The following is a 20,848-nucleotide window of genomic DNA, read 5'->3' as shown; positions in this document are numbered from 1 at the left end:
ATCACACGAGTGAGCGCGGAACGCAGCACACCGTGTGCCCTTTGATCCCCTTGATCCCACCGATTCACCGAGCGGTGATGTGATGAGAGAATCCGACAGCTGTGCTCCGGTGGTGTGCCGGATGCTGGTCCGCCTGATCGTCGCCGAAGGGGTGGACCGGCCCGTGCTGCTCGATCTGTCCTACGACAGGGCGGATCCCTACGCGGTGTCCCTGACGTTCCACATGTGCACCGACACGACCGTGCGTTGGGTGGTCGGTCGCGAACTCCTCCTGGACGGGCTGGAGAAGCTCACCGGCATCGGCGACATCCAGATCTGGCCCTGCCGGGACCCGGGGGCGGACAGGGTGCACATCGCGCTGTGTCCATGGCCGAAACGCAAGGCGGTCGTCGTGACCGCCCCGGCGCGAACCCTTGGTGGCTTCCTTCGAAGAACCCTCGCGGTGGTGCCCACCGGTACCGAGGAGCGCCACCTGAACATGGACGGAGCCGTCCACCAACTCCTGGGCGGCCCGGATGAGTCGCTTCGATAGGGGCCGTACGAGCCGGACGGCCCGGCGCCGTACGACGTCGCGGACCCCGTCCCCGTCCCCGTCCCCGTCCCCGGGGCACAGGCACCCTGCCTATCTCGAGGTGCAGAAGGAGCGCGCCGAGGACGTCCAGCTGCGGATCGCCGACTGGATCACCCGGTTCGCCGGATCGATGTGGTTCGTCTACCTCCACGTGGTCGGGTTCGCGGTATGGATGGTGTGGACGGAGAGGAGCCCGTGGCCGACGCTCACGCTGATCGTCTCCCTCGAAGCCATCTTCCTGTCCACGTTCGTGATGATCGGTCAGAACCGACAGGCCGAGTTCACCCGCAAGAAGGCCGACCACGACTACGAGGCGCAGGAACTCGAACTGCGTCACAACACGCACCTCACGGAACTCGTCCACACGCTCACCGTCGAGATCCACAAAGCGGTGAACGCCGCGGCCACGAGTGGGACCGACTCCGGCGAGAACGGTGAGCGGATGCCCACCACCCCGGCCTGAGTCACCGGTGCGTGTCACACCGGCCCGGCCTGCGCGGTCTACATGGTGACGGACAACAAGCAGAGGCAGTCATGCGAGAGATTCTGATCGTCGGCGGCGGCTACGCGGGCTTCTACACCGCCTGGGGCCTGCAGAGGAAGCTGCGTCCGGGCGAGGCGCGCGTCACGGTCGTCGACCCGCGCCCGTACATGACCTACCAGCCCTTCCTGCCCGAGGTGGCGGCCGGTTCGGTGGAGGCACGTCACGCCGTCGTGTCACTACGGCGGCACCTGCGCCACACCCGGCTGATCTCGGGCACCGTGACCGGGATCAGCAACGCCGACCGTACGGTGACCGTCCGCCCGGTACGCGGCGACACCTACGAGCTCCCCTACGACGTCCTCGTGGTCACGGCGGGCGCGGTCACCCGCACCTTCCCCATTCCCGGACTCGCGCAACAGGCCATCGGCCTCAAGCATGTGGAAGAGGCCGTGGCCATCCGTGACCGGCTGATGACCGCCTTCGACCAGGCCGCGTCGCTGCCGGCCGGTCCCGAGCGGCGAAGGCTGCTCACCGTCACGTTCGTGGGAGGCGGGTTCTCCGGTGTCGAGGGCTTCGGTGAACTGCTGTCACTGGCGACCGCGATGCTCAGGTCCTATCCGGAACTGACCGTCGACGACCTGTCCTTCCACCTGGTCGAGGCCCGGGGCCGCATCCTGCCCGAGGTGAGCGACAGACCGGGTGCCTGGGTGGTGCGCCACCTGGAACGCCGCGGCGCACATGTCCATCTGAACACGCAACTGCTGTCCGCCGAGGACGGTCACGTCGTCCTCTCCGACACGACGGAGTACGACTCCGAGCTGATCGTCTGGGCAGCCGGCAACGCCGTGAACCCGGTCGTGCACAACCACACGGACCTGCCGCACGACGAGCGCGGCCTGCTGCTGGCCCGCGCCGATCTGCGCGTGGGCACCGACGCCGAACCCGTACCGGACGTGTGGGCCGCCGGCGACGACGCGTCCGTCCCGGACCTGGCCTCGCCGGTGCCGGGCGCACGCACGGTGCCGAACGCCCAGCACGCCGTGCGCCAGGGCAGACGTCTCGCCAGGAACCTCGTGGCCGACCTGCGCGGGCGCCGGGTGAGGAACTACCGCCACGACAGCCTGGGCGTGGTGGCGACGCTGGGACTGGGCCGGGGCATCTTCCAGTACAAGGGCATCGTCATCAAGGGATTCCCGGCGTGGCTGATGCACCGGGGCTACCACGTGCTCGCGGTGCCCAGCTGGGAACGGAAGATACGCGTTCTGGCCGTCTGGCTCACCGCGGCCCTGACAGGCCGGGATCTCGTGTCCCTCGCCTCCGTCCAGTACCCGCGGGACGCCTTCGTCGCGGGTGAGCGGACGCAGAACCCGGACGCCGACCGTGCGAAGGAAGGCAGCACACCATGACCATGTGGGGTTCTCGTTTCCATCGGGGGTACACCGTGGCCGCACGCGAGGAGGCCGCGCGCGGCCTGCCCGACATCGAGGGCTTCCTGTACCGGGAGGCTCACATGGGAGCGACATACCGCCGCGTCGCGGACTTCACCGCGCGCGTGGAGGGGCTCACCCCCGAGCAGAAGCGGCACATCGAGCAGTGGTACGTCGCCGAGCAGAGACACGTCGCGCACCTGGTGACCGATCACATCGCCGAACGCACGAGCGCGCTGGAGGCGCAGCACCGCGTCAGGATCCGGCACTGGCTGCGGGGAACACTCACCGGGATGGCTCTGATCACCCTGGCGATGATCGCGTGTGTCGTGGTGATCCTCGGTTCGTCGCGGTGACCGCCGTGACCGCCGTGCGCTAGGAACGCCCGGTGCGGTACAGGCCCCGGCCGGCGCGCTGGACGCGGGAGGAGGCGACGAGGCGGTCGAGTGTGCTGCGGACCGCGTTGATGCTTCCGCTGTCGGCGTCACGGCCGAGCGCGGCCGCGACGTCACGGGCCCGTACCTCGACGTCACCGGCCTCGGCGAAGTAGGCCAGGATCTGCTCGGTGAGCTTTCCGTACTGCTTGTCCGCGTCGGTGTCCGTCCGTGCGGAGCCGGGCGCGGTGTGCTCGTCCGTCCCAGGAGCGGCGGCCGGTGCGACCAACGCGCTCTCCAGGGCAGCGAGGGCCAGCTGTACCGAGCCGAGATGTGCGACGACTGCCGCCAACTCCCTTTCCAGCGCCTGCTTCTGGAACTGCAAGCGGGCCAGTTCCTCCTGAAGGCCCTCGGCGGTGACCTCGATGCTGTGTGCCGTACGGCTCGCGGAGACCATCGGTTCTCCCCTCCTCAACCCTTGTCGACATCATATGCAGTGCTTGCGTGTCAGACAGAGCATCTCAGTGTCTCGAACAGTGGCATTTCGCAGGTCCGTGAAAACACATCGTCCGGTTCTGTCACAAGGGCGGGTCGGTCACGGTCCATGCAGCGGATGAACCGTAGCAACGGAGGCCGATGGATCATGCATGTCGAAACGTTCCCCACCTCACCCGACGACATCGAGGACGCTGTCGCCGTCTTCATGCGCCACCGCAGGCGCCTCTTCGGGATCGCCTACCGCATGCTCGGCAGCACGGTCGAGGCCGAGGACGTGGTGCAGGAGGTATGGCTGCGCTGGCAGAAGACCGACCGCTCGGTGGTGCTGAGTCCCGGGGCCTTCCTGTCGAGCGCCACGACCCGCCTCGCCATCAACGTCGCGCAGTCGGCACGCCTGCGTCGGGAGACGTACATCGGACCGTGGCTGCCGGAACCCGTCGACACCAGCGCGGACCCCGCGATCGGTGCCGAGCACGCGGAGACGGTGGAGTTGGCGCTGCTGCTGGTGCTGGAGAAACTGACTCCCGTCGAGCGCGCCGCCTACGTCCTGCGCGAGGCGTTCGACTACGCCTACACCGAGATCGCCGACATGCTCGAGGTCAGCCTCGTCAATGTGCGGAAGATCGTCAGCCGTGCCCGGCGGCACCTGCTGGACGAGCGGCGGGAGTCCGTGGACGCGGCTGAACACCGACGGCTCCTCAGCGCCTTCGTCTCAGCGGCCAGAACAGGAGACGTGGCGTCACTGGAAGCCCTGCTCGCGCCCGATGTCGTCAGCCTTTCCGACGGCAACGGCATGCGGGGCTGTGCCCGGGTGCCTGTGCTGGGCCGTGCCCGGGTGGCGAGGCTCGCGGCCTATCGGCAGTTGTGGCGGGACACGGTGCCCGAGCTGGTCGACGCCAACGGGGCTACGGGCGTGCTGGTCCGGCGGGACGGCCGCACGGTCGCTTTCATGACCGCGGCCGCCTCGCAGCACGGCGTTCACCAGGTGCTGTGGGTGTTCACGCCGAGCAAGATCGCCGCCTTCCTCGATTCCCGTTCCCGCGTCACAGCAACGCCCGGTCTCATGCGGGGCGGTGGTTCCAGGAGCGCAGTTTGTCGGGGTTGAGCATGACCCAGACCTGGGCCACCCGGCCGTCCGAGACGTCGAGGCTGATGACGGCGGCGACCTCGCTGCCGTAGCGGGCGACGAGACCGGTCCGGCCGTTGACGGAATGGGTGCTCAGGGTGGTGTGCGGGCTTCGGGCCAGGAGCGTCAGGAGGCTGTCGGCGACCAGCCGACAGCCGTGGACCGGTCCGGTCAACGCCCGTACCTTGCCGCCCCCGTCGAAGAACGCCGTCGCGTCCGAGCACAGCAGCGACGTGAGCAGTTCCTGGTCCTCGGTGACGCATGCCCGGCGCACGGCGTGGGCGACAAAGTCATGTTGCCGCGGTGTCGTGGAACTGGTGCGGCGCAGTTCCAGCCACTGCCTTGCCCGTGCGGCGAGTTCGGCGAGTTCGGGTTCGGTACGGCCAACGATGTCGGCGACCGTGGCCGGGGCCATCCCGAAGGCACGGAACACGAACGCGGCGCGCTCGGCGGTCGACAGCGACTCCAGCGCGTTCAGCACCACCCGCCCGGCCTCCTCCTCCACCTCCGACGGCTGTGCCCCGTGCCCTTCCGCGGAGCCTCCTTCGTAGCGGGCCGGTCCCCCGCCGGGTCGTGCGAGGCGGTCGAGGCAGATCCCTCCCACGGTTCTCGCCAGCCAGGACCGGGGGACGGTGACCTGTCGGCGTACGGCGTCGGACAGCCCGTACCACCGGTGGTACGCCTCGTCGACGACGCTTCGCGCCGCGCCCGGGTCGCCCAGCATCCAGTGGGCGACATCGAGCAGGAACCGGCGCTCCTCCCACAGTTCGTCGATCGGCACCGCATCGCTCGGGTCCACAGGGCATCCTCGCTGCTCTCGCTCGCGCTGCCCCGCACGCGGCAGGGGCGTCGGCTCACCCCGTAAGACCGGGAACTGCCGGACGGTGTGACACGGGCTCGTCGCGACCACGTGTCACACCTGCGGCGGCTGCCCGGTCTTACAGAACAACACCGCACTTCTTTTTGACTGCCGAACGAGGTGACCATGCCATGGAATGGCGTGAACGGGCAGCTTGCCTTCGCGTGGATCCCGAGCTTTTCTTCCCCATATCCAACAGCGGTCCCACTCTTCGGCAGATCGACGAGGCGAAGGCCTTCTGCGGCGGTTGTCCCGTCGCGCAGCAGTGCCTCGACTGGGCCGTGCGGGAAGGACCCGTGGACGGCGTCTGGGGCGGAACAACGGAAATCGAGCGCCGAGCGATGCGAGAAACCGAGACGCGGGTGGCATTGCCATGAACAAGGGGGAAAGAGTCGCCGAATGGGCCGAAGGAAGACTGGGAATCCGCCGGCCGGCCGAAGGAAAGGCGCGGCGGGCGTTTCCGGACCACTGGTCCTTCATGCTGGGGGAGATCTGTCTCTACAGTTTCGTCGTGCTCGTCATCACGGGCGTCTATCTCACCTTCTACTTCCATCCGTCGATGAAGGAGGTGCGGTACGACGGGAGTTACGTGCCGCTGCGCGGTCAGCTGGTGTCGGAGGCCTTCGACTCGACCATGCACATATCCTTCGACGTCCGCGGCGGTCTGCTGATCCGGCAGGCCCATCACTGGGCGGCGCTGGTCTTCGTCGCCGCCGTACTCGCGCACATGATGCGGGTGTTCTTCACCGGCGCCTTCCGCAAACCGCGCGAACTCAACTGGCTGTTCGGATTCCTGCTGCTGGTCCTCGCCATGTTCGCCGGTCTGACGGGATACGACCTCCCCGGCGACCTGCTTTCCGGTACCGGCCTCGCCGTGGTGAACGGCACGATCCTGTCCGTTCCGATCGTCGGCACGTACCTGTCGATGTTCCTGTTCGGAGGCGAGTTCCCCGGCACCGAGCTGGTGGCCCGCTTCAACACCATCCATGTGCTGATCATCCCGGGTCTCATGGTCGGACTGCTGACCGCCCATCTGGCCCTGATGCTCCGCCACCGGCACACCCAGTACCCGGGCCGTGGACGTACCGACAGCAATGCCGTGGGCGTGCCGGCCGAGGTACGGGTGGTCAAGTCCGCCGGGTACTTCCTGCTGGTGTGCGGTGCCGTGTTCGTCATGGCCGCGGTCGCACAGATCAACCCCGTCTGGCAGTACGGGCCTTATCGCGCCGACCAGGTTTCCGCCGGGTCGCAGCCCGACTGGTACATGGGTGTGGCGGACGGTCTGCTTCGGGTGATGCCTGGCTGGGAAGTCGACTTGTGGGGTCATACCCTGGCGCTCGACAACCTGATTCCGCTGACCGTGGGGGTTGGTCTCTTCCTCGCCCTGGGCGCGTATCCGTTCATCGAGTCCTGGGCGACCCGTGACACCCGCGAGCACCACCTTCTGGACCGGCCCCGTAACCGGCCCGTGCGAACGGCACTTGGTGTCGCGTGGCTCAGTTTCTATCTGGTTTCCCTGATCGGCGCGGCGAACGACATCATCGCGATCCGTTTGCACGTCGCGGTCGAGTCCGTGACGTGGGCGGTCCGCACAGGACTGATCGTGGTGCCTGTCGCGGCCTATGTGCTGACCAAACGAATGGCACTCGGCCTTCAACGCGGGGACCGCGACAGAGTGCTGCACGGGCGTGAGACCGGCATCATCAAGCGTATGCCCGACGGCGAGTTCATCGAGGTGCACGAGCCGCTGAGCCAGGAACAACTCCACCTCCTCACCCAGCACGAGCAGTACGGGCCGATCGGTCCCGGCGTCCGCCTCTCACAGCAGTTGCGTTCCCGGATCAGCGAGATGCTGTACGGAGAGGGCACGCAGATCATCAAGCCGACCGCGCAGGAATACCGGGCGCTGCACAAGGGTCGCGCCGACGACCGTTCCTAGGCCGGTGCCGCCTCGCCTGCGAGCCGTATCGTGCGGATCTCCTTGCGGGACGTGATGCCGAGCTTCGAGAACACCTTGCGCAGATGCCATTCCACCGTGTGGGGACTGATGAACAGCTGGGCGCCGATCTCGGAATTCGTGAGCCCGTCCCGGACCAGGCGGGCGATCTGCTCCTCCTGAGGGGTGAGGGTCGTGTGTGTCGCGGCGGGCTGCTTGCGGACCCTCACTCCGGTCGCCTGGAGTTCGCGGCGCGCCCGCTCGGCGAAGGCCCCGGCGCCGATGTGACCGAGCATGTCGTGCGCGACGCCCAGTTGGGCACGGGCGTCGGCCCGGCGGTTCTCGCGGCGCAGCCATTCCCCGTAAAGGAGGTGGGTCCGAGCGAGGTCCATCCGCACGCCCGCGTCACCGAGCCGCTCGATCGCCTCACGGTACAAGGCGTCGGCGGCCTGCCCCTCACTCACCAGAGCACGGACGCCGGCGGCGGTGCCGAGGGCCCACTCGGTACCGCCGGCCTGCGCCATGTCGACGACTCTGCGTACCGCCGCGGCCGCGTCCGTGGGTCTGCCCAGTCGTACGGAAGCCTCGATCAGCTCGACCGTGGACTGGAGGGAGAGACCGAGTTCCCGCGGATTCTCGCAACCCCGCAGAGCGGCCGTGTACGCCTCCGCGTATCTGCCGAGACCGTTGTAGAGCACCGCCGCAGCCCACTGCGTTGCTGTCTCCACCTTGCCTTCCCCGCGCAGGAGGAGATCCTGGGTGACCGCTGCGATCGCCTGCCGGGTCTCGGCCTCCCTGCCCCTCCAGGGCTCGACGACCAGCGCGCTGTAGTGCGCGAAGAAACTGCTGCCGGTCGCCTCACCGATCGCCGTCGCCTCCGCGACCAGAGAGCCGGCACCGGCGAGATCACCGGCGAAGACCCGGTTCGACAGACGGAGCAGGAGCGCCGACGGCAACACAGACAGCGCTCCCGTCCCCCGCGCGAGGTCGACGAGCCGGGCCGACAGCACGGACCAGCTCTCGAAGTCCCAGGTGCTGTGGGCCAGGCGGCATGCGAGCGGGAGCCAGCCGAGCCCTTCCTTCGGCGAGATCCCGTCCGCGCGGAACGCGGCCAGCGCCTGGAGCAGCATCGGCGCGCCCACGGCGTAGCCCTCCGTGGTCAGCAGGGCCTGGCCGTCCAGAAGGAGATCGTCGCGTGTCGGCTCGGCGGGTGTGGGCGTCGCGAGAATGGCCTGGGCCACTTCGAGGATCCCCTCGCCCTGCGGCAGCCGGCCGGCGGTGAGGGCCGCGTAGATCGCGTCCCGGTATGTCTCACGGGCGAGCCCGGCGTCCAGCGGCTCCAGTCGTCTGCCCGCTTCGAGCAGCAGCGGCAGGCCGGCGCCGGCGCTGTTGGAGGCGGTCATGATCCGGCCGCGCAGCAGGGTCGACCGGGCGGCTCCGAGCTCGTCGAGGGGGCCCAGCTCGGCCGCACCCGCCAGTTCCCGGGCGGCGTCGAACGCGCCGGCCTGGTATTTGGCGTGTGCGGCCGCCAGCGCCCTGGCTCCACGGCGCGTGGGGTCGGGCGTCAGCTGGGCGGCCCGGTCGAGGAAGGCCGCCGCGGCGGCGACTCCGCCACGCGCCTGCGCACGGTCCGCCGAACGCTCCAGTTCGGCGGCCACGGCCTCGTCGGGTCGCACCGTCGCACGCGCCATGTGCCACGCCCGGCGGTCGGGATCGAGCCGTGCGTCGGTCACGTCCGCAAGAGCTCTGTGCACCTCGCGCAGGTCGGCCGGGCCTGCCGCGCGATAGGCGGCCGAACGCACGAGGGGGTGGCGGAAGCGCGCCCAGGAACCGAGGGTCATCAGTCCGGCCGCCTCGGCGTCGGCCGCGGCCACGTCCACGGTGATTCCCAGCCGCTCGGCGGCTCGTCTGAGCAGCGTCACGTCGCCGACGGGCTCGGCGGCGGCGAGGAACAGCAGGCGTTGCGTCTCGGCGGGGAGCGCCTGGACGCGGCGGAGGAAGTCCTGCTCCAGGCGGTTGGACAGGGGCCCCGCGCCGGGGCGCCCGGACTCGCCTACGGGGTCCAACGCGGTGAGCGCGTGCGGCAGTTCGAGCAGGGCGAGTGGATTGCCGCGGGTCTCCGCGACGATACGGTCACGCACGCTGCGATCGAGCGGGCCGGTGACGACCGAGGCGAGGAGTGTGTGGGAGTCGTCCTCGAACAACCCGGTCACGGACAGTTCGGGGAGGCCGGTGAACATCTCACCGGTGGTCGGCTCGCGCACGGCGACGGCGAGCACGACCGACTCCGCGAGCAGTCTGCGGGCGACGAACTCCAGGGTCTGTGCCGAGACCCTGTCCAGCCACTGCGCGTCGTCGACGACGCAGACCAGCGGTTCGCTCCCGCCGGCCTCGGAGAGGAGGCTCAGCGTGGCCAGACCCACCAGGAACCGGTCGGGCGCGGCCCCGCCGTGCAGCCCGAACGCCGTGCGCAGAGCGTCGCGTTGCGGCTCCGGCAGCTTGTCGAGTCCCGACAGCAGTGGCGCGCACAGCTGGTGCAGGCCGGCGTAGGAGAGTTCCATCTCGGACTGCACGCCGGCGGCGGTGACGGTACGGCATCCGGTGGCGCGCCCTCGCAGGTACTTCAGCAGCTCGGTCTTCCCGATCCCCGCCTCACCCCGCAGGACCAGGACCCCGCTGCGCCCGTCCCGCGCGCCGGCCAGCAGGTCGTCGAGGGCCCGCCGCTCGTCCCGCCTGTCAAGGAGTCCGGCTCCGGAACCGCGGCTCGTCATGGCGCTCTCCCACGTCAGTCAGATCCTCCCGGCGGTGCGTCGGCCGGTGCATTGCCGGATCACTGCGGCCGTGGTGCGGCCGACGCGAGCCGCGCTCATCGTAAACGGCTGCGTAAGCGGAGAACTTCCGACGTCGAGTGCGTGCGGTGGGCCGAGTGCCGTGCGTGACGGCGGTCCGGACAGGGTCGGCCACGGGCCCACCACGGTACGACCACGCAGTCCCCTACGGCCTTCCAAGGGCGCGCCGGGCGGCCCTCGGGAGCGACATTTGTGCCGGTTGCCTTCGAGCTGCTGACCCACGGAGCAGAGGAGCCGGACGTGGACACACATCTGACCGAGACCTGGCGGAGCCGGGCAACGACGGGCACGTCCGTCATCGCGCCGGACGACGCGACCTGGGTGTTCGTACGGGCCAGGCCCGGCCTGCTCACCCTTGCCCGGCAGATCGTCGGGAACGCGCACGACGCGGAGGACGTCATCCAGGAGACGTGGCTGCGGTGGCAGGGCACCGACCGGACGGCTGTCACCAACCCGTCGGCGCTGCTCAGGACGACCACCGTCCGGCTGGCGATCAACGTGGTCCGGTCCGCCTGGAAGCGCCGGGAGTCCTGTGCCGACCTCTCGCTCCCGGAGCCGATGGACCACCACGCGGGCCCCGAGGCGGTGGCCGAGCGTCAGGACGCCGTGGAACGAGCGGTTCTCCTGCTGATGGAGACCCTTACTCCGAGGCAGCGTGCCGCGTACGTCCTGAGGGAGGGGTTCGGCTGCCCGTACGACCGGATCGCCGGGATCCTGGGCCTCAGCATCGTCAACACGAGGCAGCAGGTCGCCCGCGCCCAGCGGCGTCTCACCGGGGACCACCGCGGGCAACCGGTCGACGCCGTCGCGCACCGGCGTCTCGTTCAGGCGTTCTTCTCGGCAGCCCAGACCGGTGACCTCGGGCACCTGGAGAGGGTGCTGTCCGCCGATGCGAGCGGCACCCGGTGAGCGTCGTGGCAGGTGTGGGCCGGGGATCAGTGGCGGACCGTGTGCCGGTTCAGTTCGGAGGAGACGGCGTTCATGCGCTCGCCGAGGTCCGCGAGTTCCTGGCGCAGTTCCGTGACCCGGGTGCGAAGCTCGGCGGCTTCGGCGGTCAGCGACACGAAGGTGGCGGCGAGGTCGACGCGGTCCTCATCGATGAGGGACATCGTGTCTCCATGACTTCTACGAGGAGTGCGAGCCATTTCCTCGCTGGGATGAATTCGGCCCGCCTTCACAGAGCGGGGGTGGCCCTCTCCTTTCGGTGAGGGCCACCCCCGAGGAATCACTTCTGCCGTGCGAGCCAGTCGGCGAACTTCGTCTCGGCCCGGCGGGCGTCCGAAGCGGGCAGGAGGGTGTCGTCCTCCAGCGGGGCGCCCCAGTACGTCGCCTGCGGGTCCGTGACGATCTTGCGCGGGTCGTTCAGGGCGGTCAGCCCCATGCGGATGAACTCCTCCAGCTGGAACACCTCGGGGCCGCCGACCTCCACCACGCCGCCCACCGGTGCGCCGACCGCGGTGTGGGCGACGGCAGCCGCCACGTCGTCGGAGACGATGGGCTGGATCCTGGCGTCGGGCAGACGCACGGTGTCACCGTCGGTGACCCCGTCTGCGAGTCCCTTCGCGAACTCGAAGAACTGGGTGGCGTGGACGATGGTGTAAGGGTTGCCGGACGCCTTGATCAGGTCTTCCTGGACCTGCTTGGCCCGGAAGTACCCGCTGCCCTGGAGGCGGTCGGTGCCGACCACGGACAGCGCTACGTGATGCGCCACACCGGCCTCGGCCTCGGCCTTCAGCAGGTTGGTCGTCGAGGTGCGGAAGAAGTCCATGACGGCCTCGTCCTCGAACGAGGGCGAGTTCGACACGTCGACCACCACCGACGCACCCCGCAGGACCTCGGCCAGCCCCTCGCCCGTCAGCGTGTTGACGCCGGTGTTCGGCGACGCCGCGACCGCCTCGTGCCCGTGCTCGCCGAGCCCGGCGACCACCTTCGAGCCGATGAGCCCGGTTCCACCGATCACTACGACCTTCATGAGGGAATTCCTTTCGGGTTTTCCTGATGCCTGTATCAGTAGAGACCGGGCACCGGGTCTTTTTGTGACACGTTCTTTCTGTGACACGTTCTATTCGACGAGTTTCCCTGTGGTCGACACGTCCTCCATGAGGGAGGAGATCTCGTCGGGGACGTCCGGAATGCTTTCGCGGGTGACGCCCTCCGTCGGGGACCACACGAGATTCACCCGCAGAGCGGAATCCAGGCCGGGGTAGTCGCTGCGGTTGTGGCAGCCACGCGTCTCGCGGCGCTCCAGTGCCGATTCGAGGGTGGCCCGGGCCGCGAGCGCGGCGGACTTGAGGTCGAAGGCGTGGGCGAGATCCTGGTAGCCGGCGATGTCCGGATGGATGCCGACGTCCCGCACCCTCTTCTCGATCACCGCGAGTTCCGCCAGTCCCGCGCGCAGGCCGTCCTCGTCGCGTACGACACCCGCGTGCTCGGTCATGGTGTCGCGGATGGCGCGTTGCAGGGCACGCACGTTCTCCGGCCCGTCGGCGGCGAGAAGGTCGTCGATCTCCGCACGGGCCTCCGCGACGGCCGCCGCCGACCGCGGCTGCGCCTCCAGGGACCGCGAATACGCGGCGGCGGCCTGTCCGGTGAGCCGGCCGAACACCAGCAGCTCGATGAGGCTGTTCCCGCCGAGACGGTTGGCGCCGTGCAGCCCGCTCGACGCCTCACCTATGGCGTACAAGCCGCGCACGTCCGTGCTGTGGTCCTCCGGACGCACCCACACTCCGCCCATCGAGTAGTGCGCGGTGGGCGCGATCTCGATCGGCTCGCGGGTGATGTCCAGCATCTGCAGGTCCAGCAGGGTCTGGTAGACGCGGGGCAGCCGCGTCATGATCGTCCGCCGGGGCAGGTGCGAGACGTCGAGCCACACACCTCCCCTGGGCGTGCCGCGGCCCTCCTTGATCTCCGTGTACGCGGCCAGAGCCACGCGGTCGCGGGTGGACAGCTCCATGCGTTCGGGGTCGTAGCGGGCCATGAAGCGCTCTCCGAGCGCGTTGCGCAGGATGCCGCCCTCGCCCCGGGCGGCCTCGCTGACCAGGGTGCCGGCCGCGTTCTCCGGCTCGATGATGCCGGACGGGTGGAACTGCACCAGCTCGGCGTCCCGCAGCCTGGCCCCGGCCTCCACGGCCAGCCGGAAGGAGTCGCCCGTGTTCTCGTCGCGCCGCGAGGAGGTGCGCCGCCAGATGCGGGTGTGGCCACCGGCGGCCAGGACGACGGCGTCGGCGTGGATCAGGTAGCGCCTGCCACTGGTGAGGTCGAAACCGTACGCGCCGAACACGGCGCCCTCGTGCACCAGCAGTCGGGTGATGTACACCCCGTCCAGCACCGGAATGTCGAGCTGTTCGGCCCGTCTGATCAGCGTGCGCTGGATCTCCAGGCCGGTGTAGTCACCGGCGAAGGCGGTCCGCCGGAACTTGTGCGCGCCGAAGAAGCGCTGCGAGATCCGGCCGTCCCCCTCCCGGGCGAAGGCCATGCCGTAGCGCTCCAGGTCGTCGATGCCCCGGGCGGCGCCCCGGGTGACGATCTCGACGGTGCGCGGATCGGCGAGGAGGTAGCTCTCCTTCAGGGTGTCGGCGGCGTGCTGCTGCCAGCTGTCCTCCGGGTCCATGGTGGCCAGTGCGGCGTTGATGCCGCCGGCCGCCAGTGCCGTGTGGGCGTCCTCCTTGGGGCGCTTGCCGACGGCGAGGACGTCGATGCCTGCCTCGGCCAGTTCGATCGCCGCGCGCAGACCGGCACCTCCGGTGCCGATCACCAGCACCATGGTGGCAAGACGTTGTTCGGTGACAGCCACGGTCCACTCCGATCGCTGGGGTCTTCATCCAGTACGACCGGGCAGTCCCGCTGTCTGTGACACCCTTGCCGTGGCTTCAGGAGGTCGGCGTGATGGTGGTCGGGGCGCCGTGCCAGGACATCCTCGCGTAGGGGCACAGTGCGTCGGCCCGCTGCAGGAGCGGAGCGGAGACGTCGGGGGTGACCCCGGCCCAACCGACGACCAGGTCGGTGTGCAGGACGTAGCCACCGTCCTCGGGACTGCGGCCGAACGCCACGGTCGCCTCGACGGAAATCGCGGCGGGGTCGAGCCCGACCTGGCGTGCGACTAGGCTCAGCGCGCCGTGGAAACAGGCCGCGAACCCGGCGGCGAACAGCTGCTCGGGGTTGGTTCCGCGGCCGTCGCCGCCCAGTTCGGCGGGCAGGCGCAGGTCGAGGTCGAGGACTCCGTCGTCCGAGCGCGCCCTGCCCGAGGCCCTCCCGTGGGCAGCCGTCCCGCCGGTGACGGTCACCGTCGTGGTGTAGAGGGGCGCGAAGGAGTCCCCGTCGAAGTCCTTCTCGATGGACAGGTCGGGCGGCTGGGCCGGTTCGGTCATCGAGCGCACCTCTGTGTGTGGGGTCTCGGACCACTGGTTGACCGACGAGGGCCCGGTGGTGTGACGACCCGGCCCGTTCAGCGACCCAGCGATGCCACGTAAGGTGCCAGTTTCTCCGGATTCATGACCCACATGGCCCGTTCGATGCCGCGCTCCGAGATGTCGAGGGTCAGCAGGACCACCGCGGTCCCGCCGTCCGAGACGAGGACGGCCGGCCCGCCGTTGGCCTCGACCCACTCGATCTCCTTGTGCGGCCAGAAGCGCGGGCCGAAGGCGGCGAGGTACCGGGAGACGTGCACCAGGCCGGCGACCGGAATCCGGGACGCCCCGCGCAGCCCGTTCCCGTCGGTGTAGCTGATGACGTCCTCGGTGAGGATGTCCTCCAGCACAGCCAGATCGCCGGTCTGTGCCGCGGCGAGGAACACCTCCATCAGCCGTCGGTGCTCGGTGGCGTCGACGGGCTTGCGGCGCTCCGAGGAGATGCGCCTGCGCGCGCGGCTCACCAGCTGGCGGGTGTTGGTCTCGCTGGTCTCCAGCATGTCCGCGATCTGCCGGTAGGGGTAGTCGAAGGCTTCGCGCAGCACATAGGCGGCCCGTTCCACGGGGTTCAGCCGCTCCAGGAGGAAGAGCACCGCCAGGTCGAGCGCCTCGGCCCGTTCGGCGCCCAGCTGCGGGTCGGCGCGGGTGTCGATCGGCTCCGGCAGCCAGGGACCGGTGTACGACTCGCGCCGCACCCTGGCGGACTGGGCCAGGTTGATCGCCAGGCGGGCGGTGACGGTGGCCAGGAACGCCTTGGGGTCACGGACCACGCCACGGTCTGTGTGCTGCCAGCGCAGCCACGCTTCCTGGAGGACGTCCTCCGCCTCCGCGGTGCTGCCGAGTACGCGGTAGGCGATGCCGAAGAGCCGGGGCCGCACCGCCATGAACACCGTCGTCGCCTCGTCGAGGGAGTCCCAACCGGTGAGGGAGTCCATGCCGGCGAGAGAGCCCGTACCGTCGAGGGAGTCCGCGCCGTCCCTCATACCCATGCGTGCCGCCTTCAGTTCCGACCCGTTCGCGCAAACGCTCGCCCATGGTACGCAGGCGGGTCACGACCGGGCGGAGCACGTCATGGCCGAGCCGGCCGGACGGCCGGTACGGACGCGTCCGGCCGTTCGGGCAGCGCGACGAAACCCTCCTCCTCCAGTTCCGCGATCATCTCCGCACGGGAGGCGGGCCACATCCAGAACGTCTCGTCGTCGGCAGCGCGTGTACGGTCCTGTGCCGCGGCAGGCGAGCCGGTGGGAGCTGGCTCGTCGAGGGACCGGCGGCCCCCCTGATGGCTTCGTGGCTTCGTGAGGTGCTGGTGGTGTCGGCCCTCACACCACCTAAAACAGAACTCATACCAACGTTGTGACACTGATGTGGTCGTGGGTGTCACAGATTCGTCCGGAGCTCGGTCATCACTGGAGAGGGCCATGGCTTCCATGGCCCGGTGAATCCGAGGGAGGCCGACACATGTCGGAAAAGGAATCAGCGCAGGGGACCGGAGTACAGACCCCGTCGGAGGGTTGGAAGACGGCGGCGAAGATGCTGCAGGACACCGCTCCGCTCACCGTCCCCGAGGGCGCGTCGGCGATGACCATCTTCGTCGAGTGGGAGCCCGGAGACCCGGGATCCCCGCCGCACCGCCACTCGGGACCGGCGTTCGGCTACGTCGTCGAGGGCGCCGTCCGTTTCGAGATGGAAGGCGAGCCCGAGCGCGTGGTCGAGGCGGGCGGGACGTTCTGGGAGCCGGGCGGCGACCCGATCCACTACCAGGACGGCAACGCGCTCCCCGACGCGCGCACCCGGTTCGTCGTGACGATGCTGTGCGCGCCGGGCAAGCCCATGCTCGAACTGGTCGAGGAGGAGGAACTGGCCCAGCGGGCCCATCTCCGCGCCCCACGGCCCACCGGCTGACCGCCGTACAGGGTCACCGCGAGGGAAGCCCGTCCGCTCCGTGGGAGGGCACGGTGAGGCATGAGCGCCGCTGATGTCGTGCACGGCATGTTGACAGCGCTGTTCGCCGGTGCGGCCGTTCACACGCTGCGGCAGGCCGCGCTCACCCGGGGCGCCGGCTGGCGCGGCCGAGGCGACGTTCTCCTGCACACCGTCATGGCGGCGGCCATGGCGGTGATGCCGTGGCAACCGATCGGTGACGGGCCGGCGCCGGGGTGGACAGCCCTCTTCTTCGCCGCCGCGGCCCTGTGGTTCCCGTTGACCGCGGTTCTCGGCCTCCGCCTTCGTGGCCCCGGATGGGCCGACCTCGTGCACAGATCACCGCACGCGGTCGGCATGGCGGCCATGGCGTGGATGCCGGTGCGGCACAGCGGCGTCACGGACGCGGGCACCGGCGACCTGGTCACCGCCGCACTGACGCTCTTTCTGCTGGCCCACGCTCTCCGGTCGTTGACCCAGGACATGCCCACGCTGCGTGGAGCTTCGGGCGGCGTGAGCATCTCCACCGACCTCGGCGGGCCCTGTGCCCGCTTCTGGCAGGGATCGACGGCCATGGGCACGGCCCTCATGCTGCTCATGCACCACTGACATTCGACGCCGGGCAACCGTGCTGTCCCGAAAGCCGGCCCCCACGGTGTCACACATCGTGTGTCAGCCCGGTCCTAGTGGGAGAAGCATTCCGATTCCGTGTCCATGGCGAAAAGGTGGATCATGAAAGGGAATCCCACAACGGCGGGCCTGGGCAGCCTTCCGCGTCCCGTGGCCGTGGTGGTGGGCGCCGGTGGCGTGCTCGGAGCGGCACACATCGGCGCCGGGTACGCGCTGGAGCACCACGGATTCGTCCCGGACATGATCGTCGGAACCTCGGTGGGTGCCCTCAACGGGGCCATCGCGGCCGCCCATCCCCGCAGCGCGGCGCCGTGGCTGGACCACGTGTGGACCCAACTGCGGCGCCGGGACGTGTATCCGCTCGGGTACCTGTCGACGCGGACCAGCGTCTTCACCGATCGCGGCCTGCGCCGACTGATCGCCCGGGCCGGGCTGCCGCCCCGGATCGAGGAGTTGCCGGTCCCGTTCATCGCGGTGGCCACGGACCTGGTCACCGGTACCGCCGTGCCGCTCGACCGGGGAGACCTCGAGTCCGCGCTGCTGGCCAGCGCGGCCATCCCCGGAATGCTGCCCCCGGTGGTCCGGGCGGGCCGGACGCTCGTCGACGGCGGGCTGATCGCCTACGTCCCGGTGCTGGCGGCCCTGCAGGCCGGAGCGGCCAGCGTGGTGGTGGTGGCGACCGGGCCGGAGAGCGCACCGCTGCGCCCCACCGTTCCGCGCCGACGTGCCGGCGCGATCGCGGCCAGAGCCGGGCTGCTCCTGTTCCGTCATCAGATCGAGCGCGATCTGCACGAGGTGGCCCGGCACATCCCGACCGTCGTACTGCCGACCGGCATCGAAGCCTGGCCCGCCCCGTGGGACTTCGGCCAGACCCAGCGGCTGATCAGCACCGCATGCCTCACAGCGGAACGCTTTCTGGACGGCCTGCGCATCAGCGGGCCGGGGCTGTATCGGGTCGGCGACACCTCGGCGGTTTCGAGAGGCCCGGGCGAGACATCCATTTCTTCCACAACGGAGGCCGGCCTGTGAGCACCATCGCGTTCCTCGGCATCGGCATGCACGGGCACATCAATCCGACGCTGCCGGTCGTGGCCGAACTCGTCCGGCGCGGCCACACCGTCACCTACCACACCTCACCCGCGTTCCGTGCGGAGATCGAGGCGACCGGCGCGACCGTCCACCTGTACCCCGGGGGCGACCAGCCGTTGCCCGATCCGCCCACGCCGGTCAGCTGGATGGAGTCGCTCGCGAGCAGCGCCGTCCGGTTGCTGCCCCCGGTCCTCGCCGACCTGCGCCGCGACCGACCCGCCCTGATCGTCCACGACAGCGCCTGTCTGTGGGGTGCGGTGGCCGCCCGTGAACTCGGGGTGCCGGCAGCCTCCTCGTTCACCACCTTCGCCCTCGACCGGCATGTCCCCAGCCCTACCCGGGGCTCCTGGGACCTGCTGACCACGGCGAGGGCCCAACCTCGCCGTGTCCAGGGCTATCTGCGGTCCCGCTGGGCACTGCACCGCCGCTTCGACGCGCACGGGCTGCCCCTGCTCGACCTGGCGAACATCCGTCAGCCGCTCAACCTGGTCTACACCTCACGGGCGTTCCAGCCCGCCGTCGAGGGTTTCGACGAGTCCTACCGGTTCGTCGGACCGTGCATCGGCGCCCGGCCACCCGACCCTTCGTTCCCGGCCGACCGGCTGCGGGACCCGGTGCTGTTCGCCTCGCTGGGCACGGTCTTCAACGCCGACCCCCAGTTGCTGCGCAGCCTGGCCACCGGGCTCGCCCCGCTGGGCGGCACCGTGATCGTCTCCACCGGGCAGACCGATCCCGAGGCGCTGGGTCCGTTGCCGGCCGACGTGTTCGCCCGCCGCTTCGTGCCCCAGCCCGAAGTGCTGGCCCGCGCGGCGCTGTTCGTCACCCACGGCGGGATGAACAGCGTCAACGAGGCCATGTACGCCGGGGTTCCACTGCTGGTGGTCCCCCAGGGCGCCGACCAGCCGATGGTGGCCCGGCGCGTCGTCGAGCTCGGCGCCGGCCTGTCGATGCGTACCCAGGACGTCGCGAGGGGCTCGGTGCGTGTCCTCGCCCGGCGACTGCTCGACGACCCCGGGTTCCGAGCAGCCGCCCGCACCCTGCGGACCGCCCAGCGCGAGGCGGGGGGATACGAGCGCGCGGCCGACGAACTCGAGCGGTATCTGCACACGGCCGGCTCGAACGGTGAACCGTCCGCGTCGGTCCGGCACGGCGAGGCCGAGTGATGTCCCCAACGGTGGTTGTCCTGTTGCTGTTCGCCGGGCTGTCGGAGGCCGCCGGGCGCATCCTCCCGCTCGTGGCGCGTCGGCCTGGTATGTCGAGGACCCTCGTGGCCGGGTTGCTGCTGCCCGCGGGCCTGGTCGAGGGAGCGGTGTTCGCGCTGTGGCCGTTGACCGCGCGGACCATGACCGAGTCGGTGCTGTCCGCTCCTTCCCCGGGGACCGGCCTGGTGTGGACACCGGGCATGGTCGCTCCACTGGTGCTCGCCGCCGTCCTCGCGTTCCCGTTGCTCGGGCCTCTGCTCCACTTCCTGCTCTTCGTCGGGGTCGGGGCAGGTCTGGTCGGCCCGCTCGCCGCGTCGAGCGGGCTGGGCTGGTGGAGCGCCGCCGGCTGCGTGGCCGTCGCAGGGGCCGGGCTCGGTCTCGCGGTGGAGACCGTCCGGCGGCTTGTCGTGCGGCTCAGCGCGACCCGAGCACAGGAGGCGACCACGTGAACGGGTTCCTGCTCTGGGCCTGTCTGGTCGGGCCCGCCCTGCTGGCCGAAGCGCTGTTGGCCCGCTACGAGGTCCTGGCGTACGGCGCGGGCTGGCGGGTTCCGGCCACCGTGCTCCCGGATGGTGTTCCCTACGCCCGGGGTGCGGCCGCCGACCGTCCACCGGGGGCGTACCTCGTCTACCTCGACGGCATCGGCAAACGCCGCGTACGTGACAGCCGGGACGGCGGCCAACTGGTCGAGGCCCTGATCGCCGGAGCGCCGGAACTGCGGGTACTGGGACAGGTGCAGCCCTATTCACCGCTGGCCGACCCGCTCGCCGACCGGCCGGTGTGGGCGTGGCTGCGCCGCCACCTCGGGCTGGTGCTGTTCCTGCACAACGTCGTGCAGACCTTTGTGGCAGCCGACCATCGCTACCGGCCCCTGTACAACAGGGCCGTCGGCTCTCAGATCGCCACCCAGCTCCGGCTCGCCGGCTACCGGCCCGACAGCGGGACGCCGGTGGTACTGCTCAGCTACAGCGGCGGCGCCCAGGTCGCCACGGGCGCGGTCGACGAGCTGCACAGCCGGCTGCGCTGCCCGCTCCTGCTGATCACACTCGGTGGGTTCCACAACGGAGCCAACGACCTCACCCATGCCGAGCACCTGTATCAACTCACCAGCGCGAACGACCGGATCGAGCAGATCGGCGCCTGGATCTTCCCTCAGCGCCGGCGGCTCCTGCGCCGTAGTGGATGGAACCAGGCCGTTCGCGCGGGGAAGATCACCGTGCATCGGCTCGACCCGGCCACCCACTTCGGTCCACAGAGCTACATCAGTCCCACGGCTCAACTGCCCGACGGCCGCAGCCACCTGGCCCGCACCGCCGACACGGTGATCGCGGTCATCCGCGCCCACCACGACTCCACCCTCGCGCAGCGCGACCCGCTGCCGTGAAAGGCTCGATCGGCCTCCGAAACGATCCCCGGTCCGAGGAGCGGCCCTCGGCAACGGTCCCGTGGCCGATCGGTTTGCCGCCGCCCGCCGGCA

Annotated in this window: 22 protein-coding genes; 14 read left to right on the top strand and 8 right to left on the bottom strand. The window is 70.0% G+C overall.

Annotated features, from left to right (window positions below):
- The first annotated feature begins 82 nt into the window (after positions 1-82).
- The 4 genes from PV734_RS00250 to PV734_RS00235 all read left to right on the top strand — a co-directional run bounded on the left by PV734_RS00250 (position 83) and on the right by PV734_RS00235 (position 2,838).
- Complete coding sequence (locus tag PV734_RS00250; protein ID WP_319288455.1) at positions 83-532, top strand: SsgA family sporulation/cell division regulator; 450 nt, start codon at positions 83-85, stop codon at positions 530-532.
- A 100-nt stretch (positions 533-632) separates the two neighbouring features.
- A complete protein-coding gene (locus PV734_RS00245) occupies positions 633-1,034 on the top strand; it encodes a DUF1003 domain-containing protein (protein WP_319091416.1) in 402 nt (133 codons plus the stop codon).
- 71 nt (positions 1,035-1,105) lie between these two features.
- The gene (locus PV734_RS00240; RefSeq protein ID WP_319091415.1) at positions 1,106-2,461 is read left to right on the top strand and encodes an NAD(P)/FAD-dependent oxidoreductase; all 1,356 of its coding nucleotides are present in this window, start codon (positions 1,106-1,108) and stop codon (positions 2,459-2,461) included.
- Positions 2,462-2,496: 35 nt separating this feature from the next.
- Positions 2,497-2,838, top strand: a complete 342-nt coding sequence (locus PV734_RS00235; protein WP_319198832.1) for a hypothetical protein — start codon at positions 2,497-2,499, stop codon at positions 2,836-2,838.
- 19 nt (positions 2,839-2,857) lie between these two features.
- Here the strand turns inward: PV734_RS00235 and PV734_RS00230 are convergent, their stop codons facing one another.
- On the bottom strand, positions 2,858-3,313 hold the full coding sequence (locus PV734_RS00230) for a hypothetical protein (RefSeq protein ID WP_319288454.1): 456 nt from the start codon (positions 3,311-3,313) through the stop codon (positions 2,858-2,860).
- A 186-nt stretch (positions 3,314-3,499) separates the two neighbouring features.
- Between PV734_RS00230 and PV734_RS00225 the strand changes: the two genes are divergently transcribed.
- Positions 3,500-4,459, top strand: a complete 960-nt coding sequence (locus tag PV734_RS00225; RefSeq protein ID WP_319091412.1) for a sigma-70 family RNA polymerase sigma factor — start codon at positions 3,500-3,502, stop codon at positions 4,457-4,459.
- On the opposite strand, the gene PV734_RS00220 is transcribed toward PV734_RS00225, so the two are convergent.
- Positions 4,416-5,279: an RNA polymerase subunit sigma gene (locus tag PV734_RS00220; RefSeq protein ID WP_319288453.1), complete on the bottom strand. Its 864-nt coding sequence runs from the start codon at positions 5,277-5,279 to the stop codon at positions 4,416-4,418. The two genes, PV734_RS00225 and PV734_RS00220, sit on opposite strands and share 44 nt — an antisense overlap.
- Positions 5,280-5,470: 191 nt before the next feature.
- Here PV734_RS00220 and PV734_RS00215 point away from each other — a divergent pair, with 191 nt between their 5' ends.
- Entirely contained in the window at positions 5,471-5,716 is a 246-nt protein-coding gene (locus PV734_RS00215; RefSeq protein WP_319091410.1) for a WhiB family transcriptional regulator, read from the top strand.
- Complete coding sequence (locus tag PV734_RS00210; protein WP_319288452.1) at positions 5,713-7,278, top strand: cytochrome bc complex cytochrome b subunit; 1,566 nt, start codon at positions 5,713-5,715, stop codon at positions 7,276-7,278. The genes PV734_RS00215 and PV734_RS00210 overlap by 4 nt, the downstream gene beginning before the upstream one ends.
- Here the strand turns inward: PV734_RS00210 and PV734_RS00205 are convergent.
- Positions 7,275-10,046 (bottom strand): helix-turn-helix transcriptional regulator, encoded by a 2,772-nt coding sequence (locus PV734_RS00205; RefSeq protein ID WP_319288451.1) that lies wholly within the window; start codon positions 10,044-10,046, stop codon positions 7,275-7,277. The two genes, PV734_RS00210 and PV734_RS00205, sit on opposite strands and share 4 nt — an antisense overlap.
- A gap of 318 nt (positions 10,047-10,364) precedes the next feature.
- Here PV734_RS00205 and PV734_RS00200 point away from each other — a divergent pair, with 318 nt between their 5' ends.
- Positions 10,365-11,033 carry a sigma-70 family RNA polymerase sigma factor gene (locus PV734_RS00200; protein WP_319288450.1) on the top strand — a complete coding sequence of 223 codons (669 nt, stop codon included), beginning with the start codon at positions 10,365-10,367 and terminating at the stop codon, positions 11,031-11,033.
- A gap of 26 nt (positions 11,034-11,059) precedes the next feature.
- Here the strand turns inward: PV734_RS00200 and PV734_RS00195 are convergent, their stop codons facing one another.
- The 5 genes from PV734_RS00195 to PV734_RS00175 form a co-directional block, all read right to left on the bottom strand.
- On the bottom strand, positions 11,060-11,233 hold the full coding sequence (locus tag PV734_RS00195) for a hypothetical protein (protein WP_319091406.1): 174 nt from the start codon (positions 11,231-11,233) through the stop codon (positions 11,060-11,062).
- Between the two features lie 116 nt (positions 11,234-11,349).
- A complete protein-coding gene (locus PV734_RS00190) occupies positions 11,350-12,096 on the bottom strand; it encodes an SDR family oxidoreductase (protein WP_319288449.1) in 747 nt (248 codons plus the stop codon).
- 90 nt (positions 12,097-12,186) lie between these two features.
- Entirely contained in the window at positions 12,187-13,887 is a 1,701-nt protein-coding gene (locus tag PV734_RS00185) for an L-aspartate oxidase (RefSeq protein ID WP_319288762.1), read from the bottom strand.
- 106 nt (positions 13,888-13,993) lie between these two features.
- Complete coding sequence (locus PV734_RS00180) at positions 13,994-14,491, bottom strand: Ohr family peroxiredoxin (protein ID WP_319091404.1); 498 nt, start codon at positions 14,489-14,491, stop codon at positions 13,994-13,996.
- 77 nt (positions 14,492-14,568) lie between these two features.
- The gene (locus PV734_RS00175; protein ID WP_319092005.1) at positions 14,569-15,465 is read right to left on the bottom strand and encodes an RNA polymerase sigma-70 factor; all 897 of its coding nucleotides are present in this window, start codon (positions 15,463-15,465) and stop codon (positions 14,569-14,571) included.
- A gap of 523 nt (positions 15,466-15,988) precedes the next feature.
- On the opposite strand from PV734_RS00175, the gene PV734_RS00170 reads away from it, so the two are divergent.
- From PV734_RS00170 to PV734_RS00145, 6 genes are all read left to right on the top strand, one after another.
- Positions 15,989-16,432: a cupin domain-containing protein gene (locus PV734_RS00170; protein ID WP_415924130.1), complete on the top strand. Its 444-nt coding sequence runs from the start codon at positions 15,989-15,991 to the stop codon at positions 16,430-16,432.
- A gap of 60 nt (positions 16,433-16,492) precedes the next feature.
- A complete protein-coding gene (locus PV734_RS00165; protein WP_319091403.1) occupies positions 16,493-17,059 on the top strand; it encodes a DUF5134 domain-containing protein in 567 nt (188 codons plus the stop codon).
- A 123-nt stretch (positions 17,060-17,182) separates the two neighbouring features.
- Positions 17,183-18,109 carry a patatin-like phospholipase family protein gene (locus PV734_RS00160; RefSeq protein WP_319091402.1) on the top strand — a complete coding sequence of 309 codons (927 nt, stop codon included), beginning with the start codon at positions 17,183-17,185 and terminating at the stop codon, positions 18,107-18,109.
- Positions 18,106-19,332 carry a macrolide family glycosyltransferase gene (locus PV734_RS00155; protein WP_319091401.1) on the top strand — a complete coding sequence of 409 codons (1,227 nt, stop codon included), beginning with the start codon at positions 18,106-18,108 and terminating at the stop codon, positions 19,330-19,332. The genes PV734_RS00160 and PV734_RS00155 overlap by 4 nt, the downstream gene beginning before the upstream one ends.
- Positions 19,332-19,820, top strand: a complete 489-nt coding sequence (locus PV734_RS00150) for a hypothetical protein (RefSeq protein ID WP_319091400.1) — start codon at positions 19,332-19,334, stop codon at positions 19,818-19,820. The genes PV734_RS00155 and PV734_RS00150 overlap by 1 nt, the downstream gene beginning before the upstream one ends.
- A complete protein-coding gene (locus PV734_RS00145; protein ID WP_319091399.1) occupies positions 19,817-20,755 on the top strand; it encodes a hypothetical protein in 939 nt (312 codons plus the stop codon). Before PV734_RS00150 ends, PV734_RS00145 begins: the two co-directional genes overlap by 4 nt.
- Positions 20,756-20,848: the final 93 nt, after the last annotated feature.

The organism is Streptomyces sp. AK08-02 (assembly GCF_033795085.1).
GTDB classification, from domain to species: Bacteria; Actinomycetota; Actinomycetes; order Streptomycetales; family Streptomycetaceae; genus Streptomyces; species Streptomyces echiniscabiei.
The sequence above is the reverse complement of the archived record's forward strand: the minus strand, read 5'-3'. Positions and strand labels throughout refer to the sequence as shown.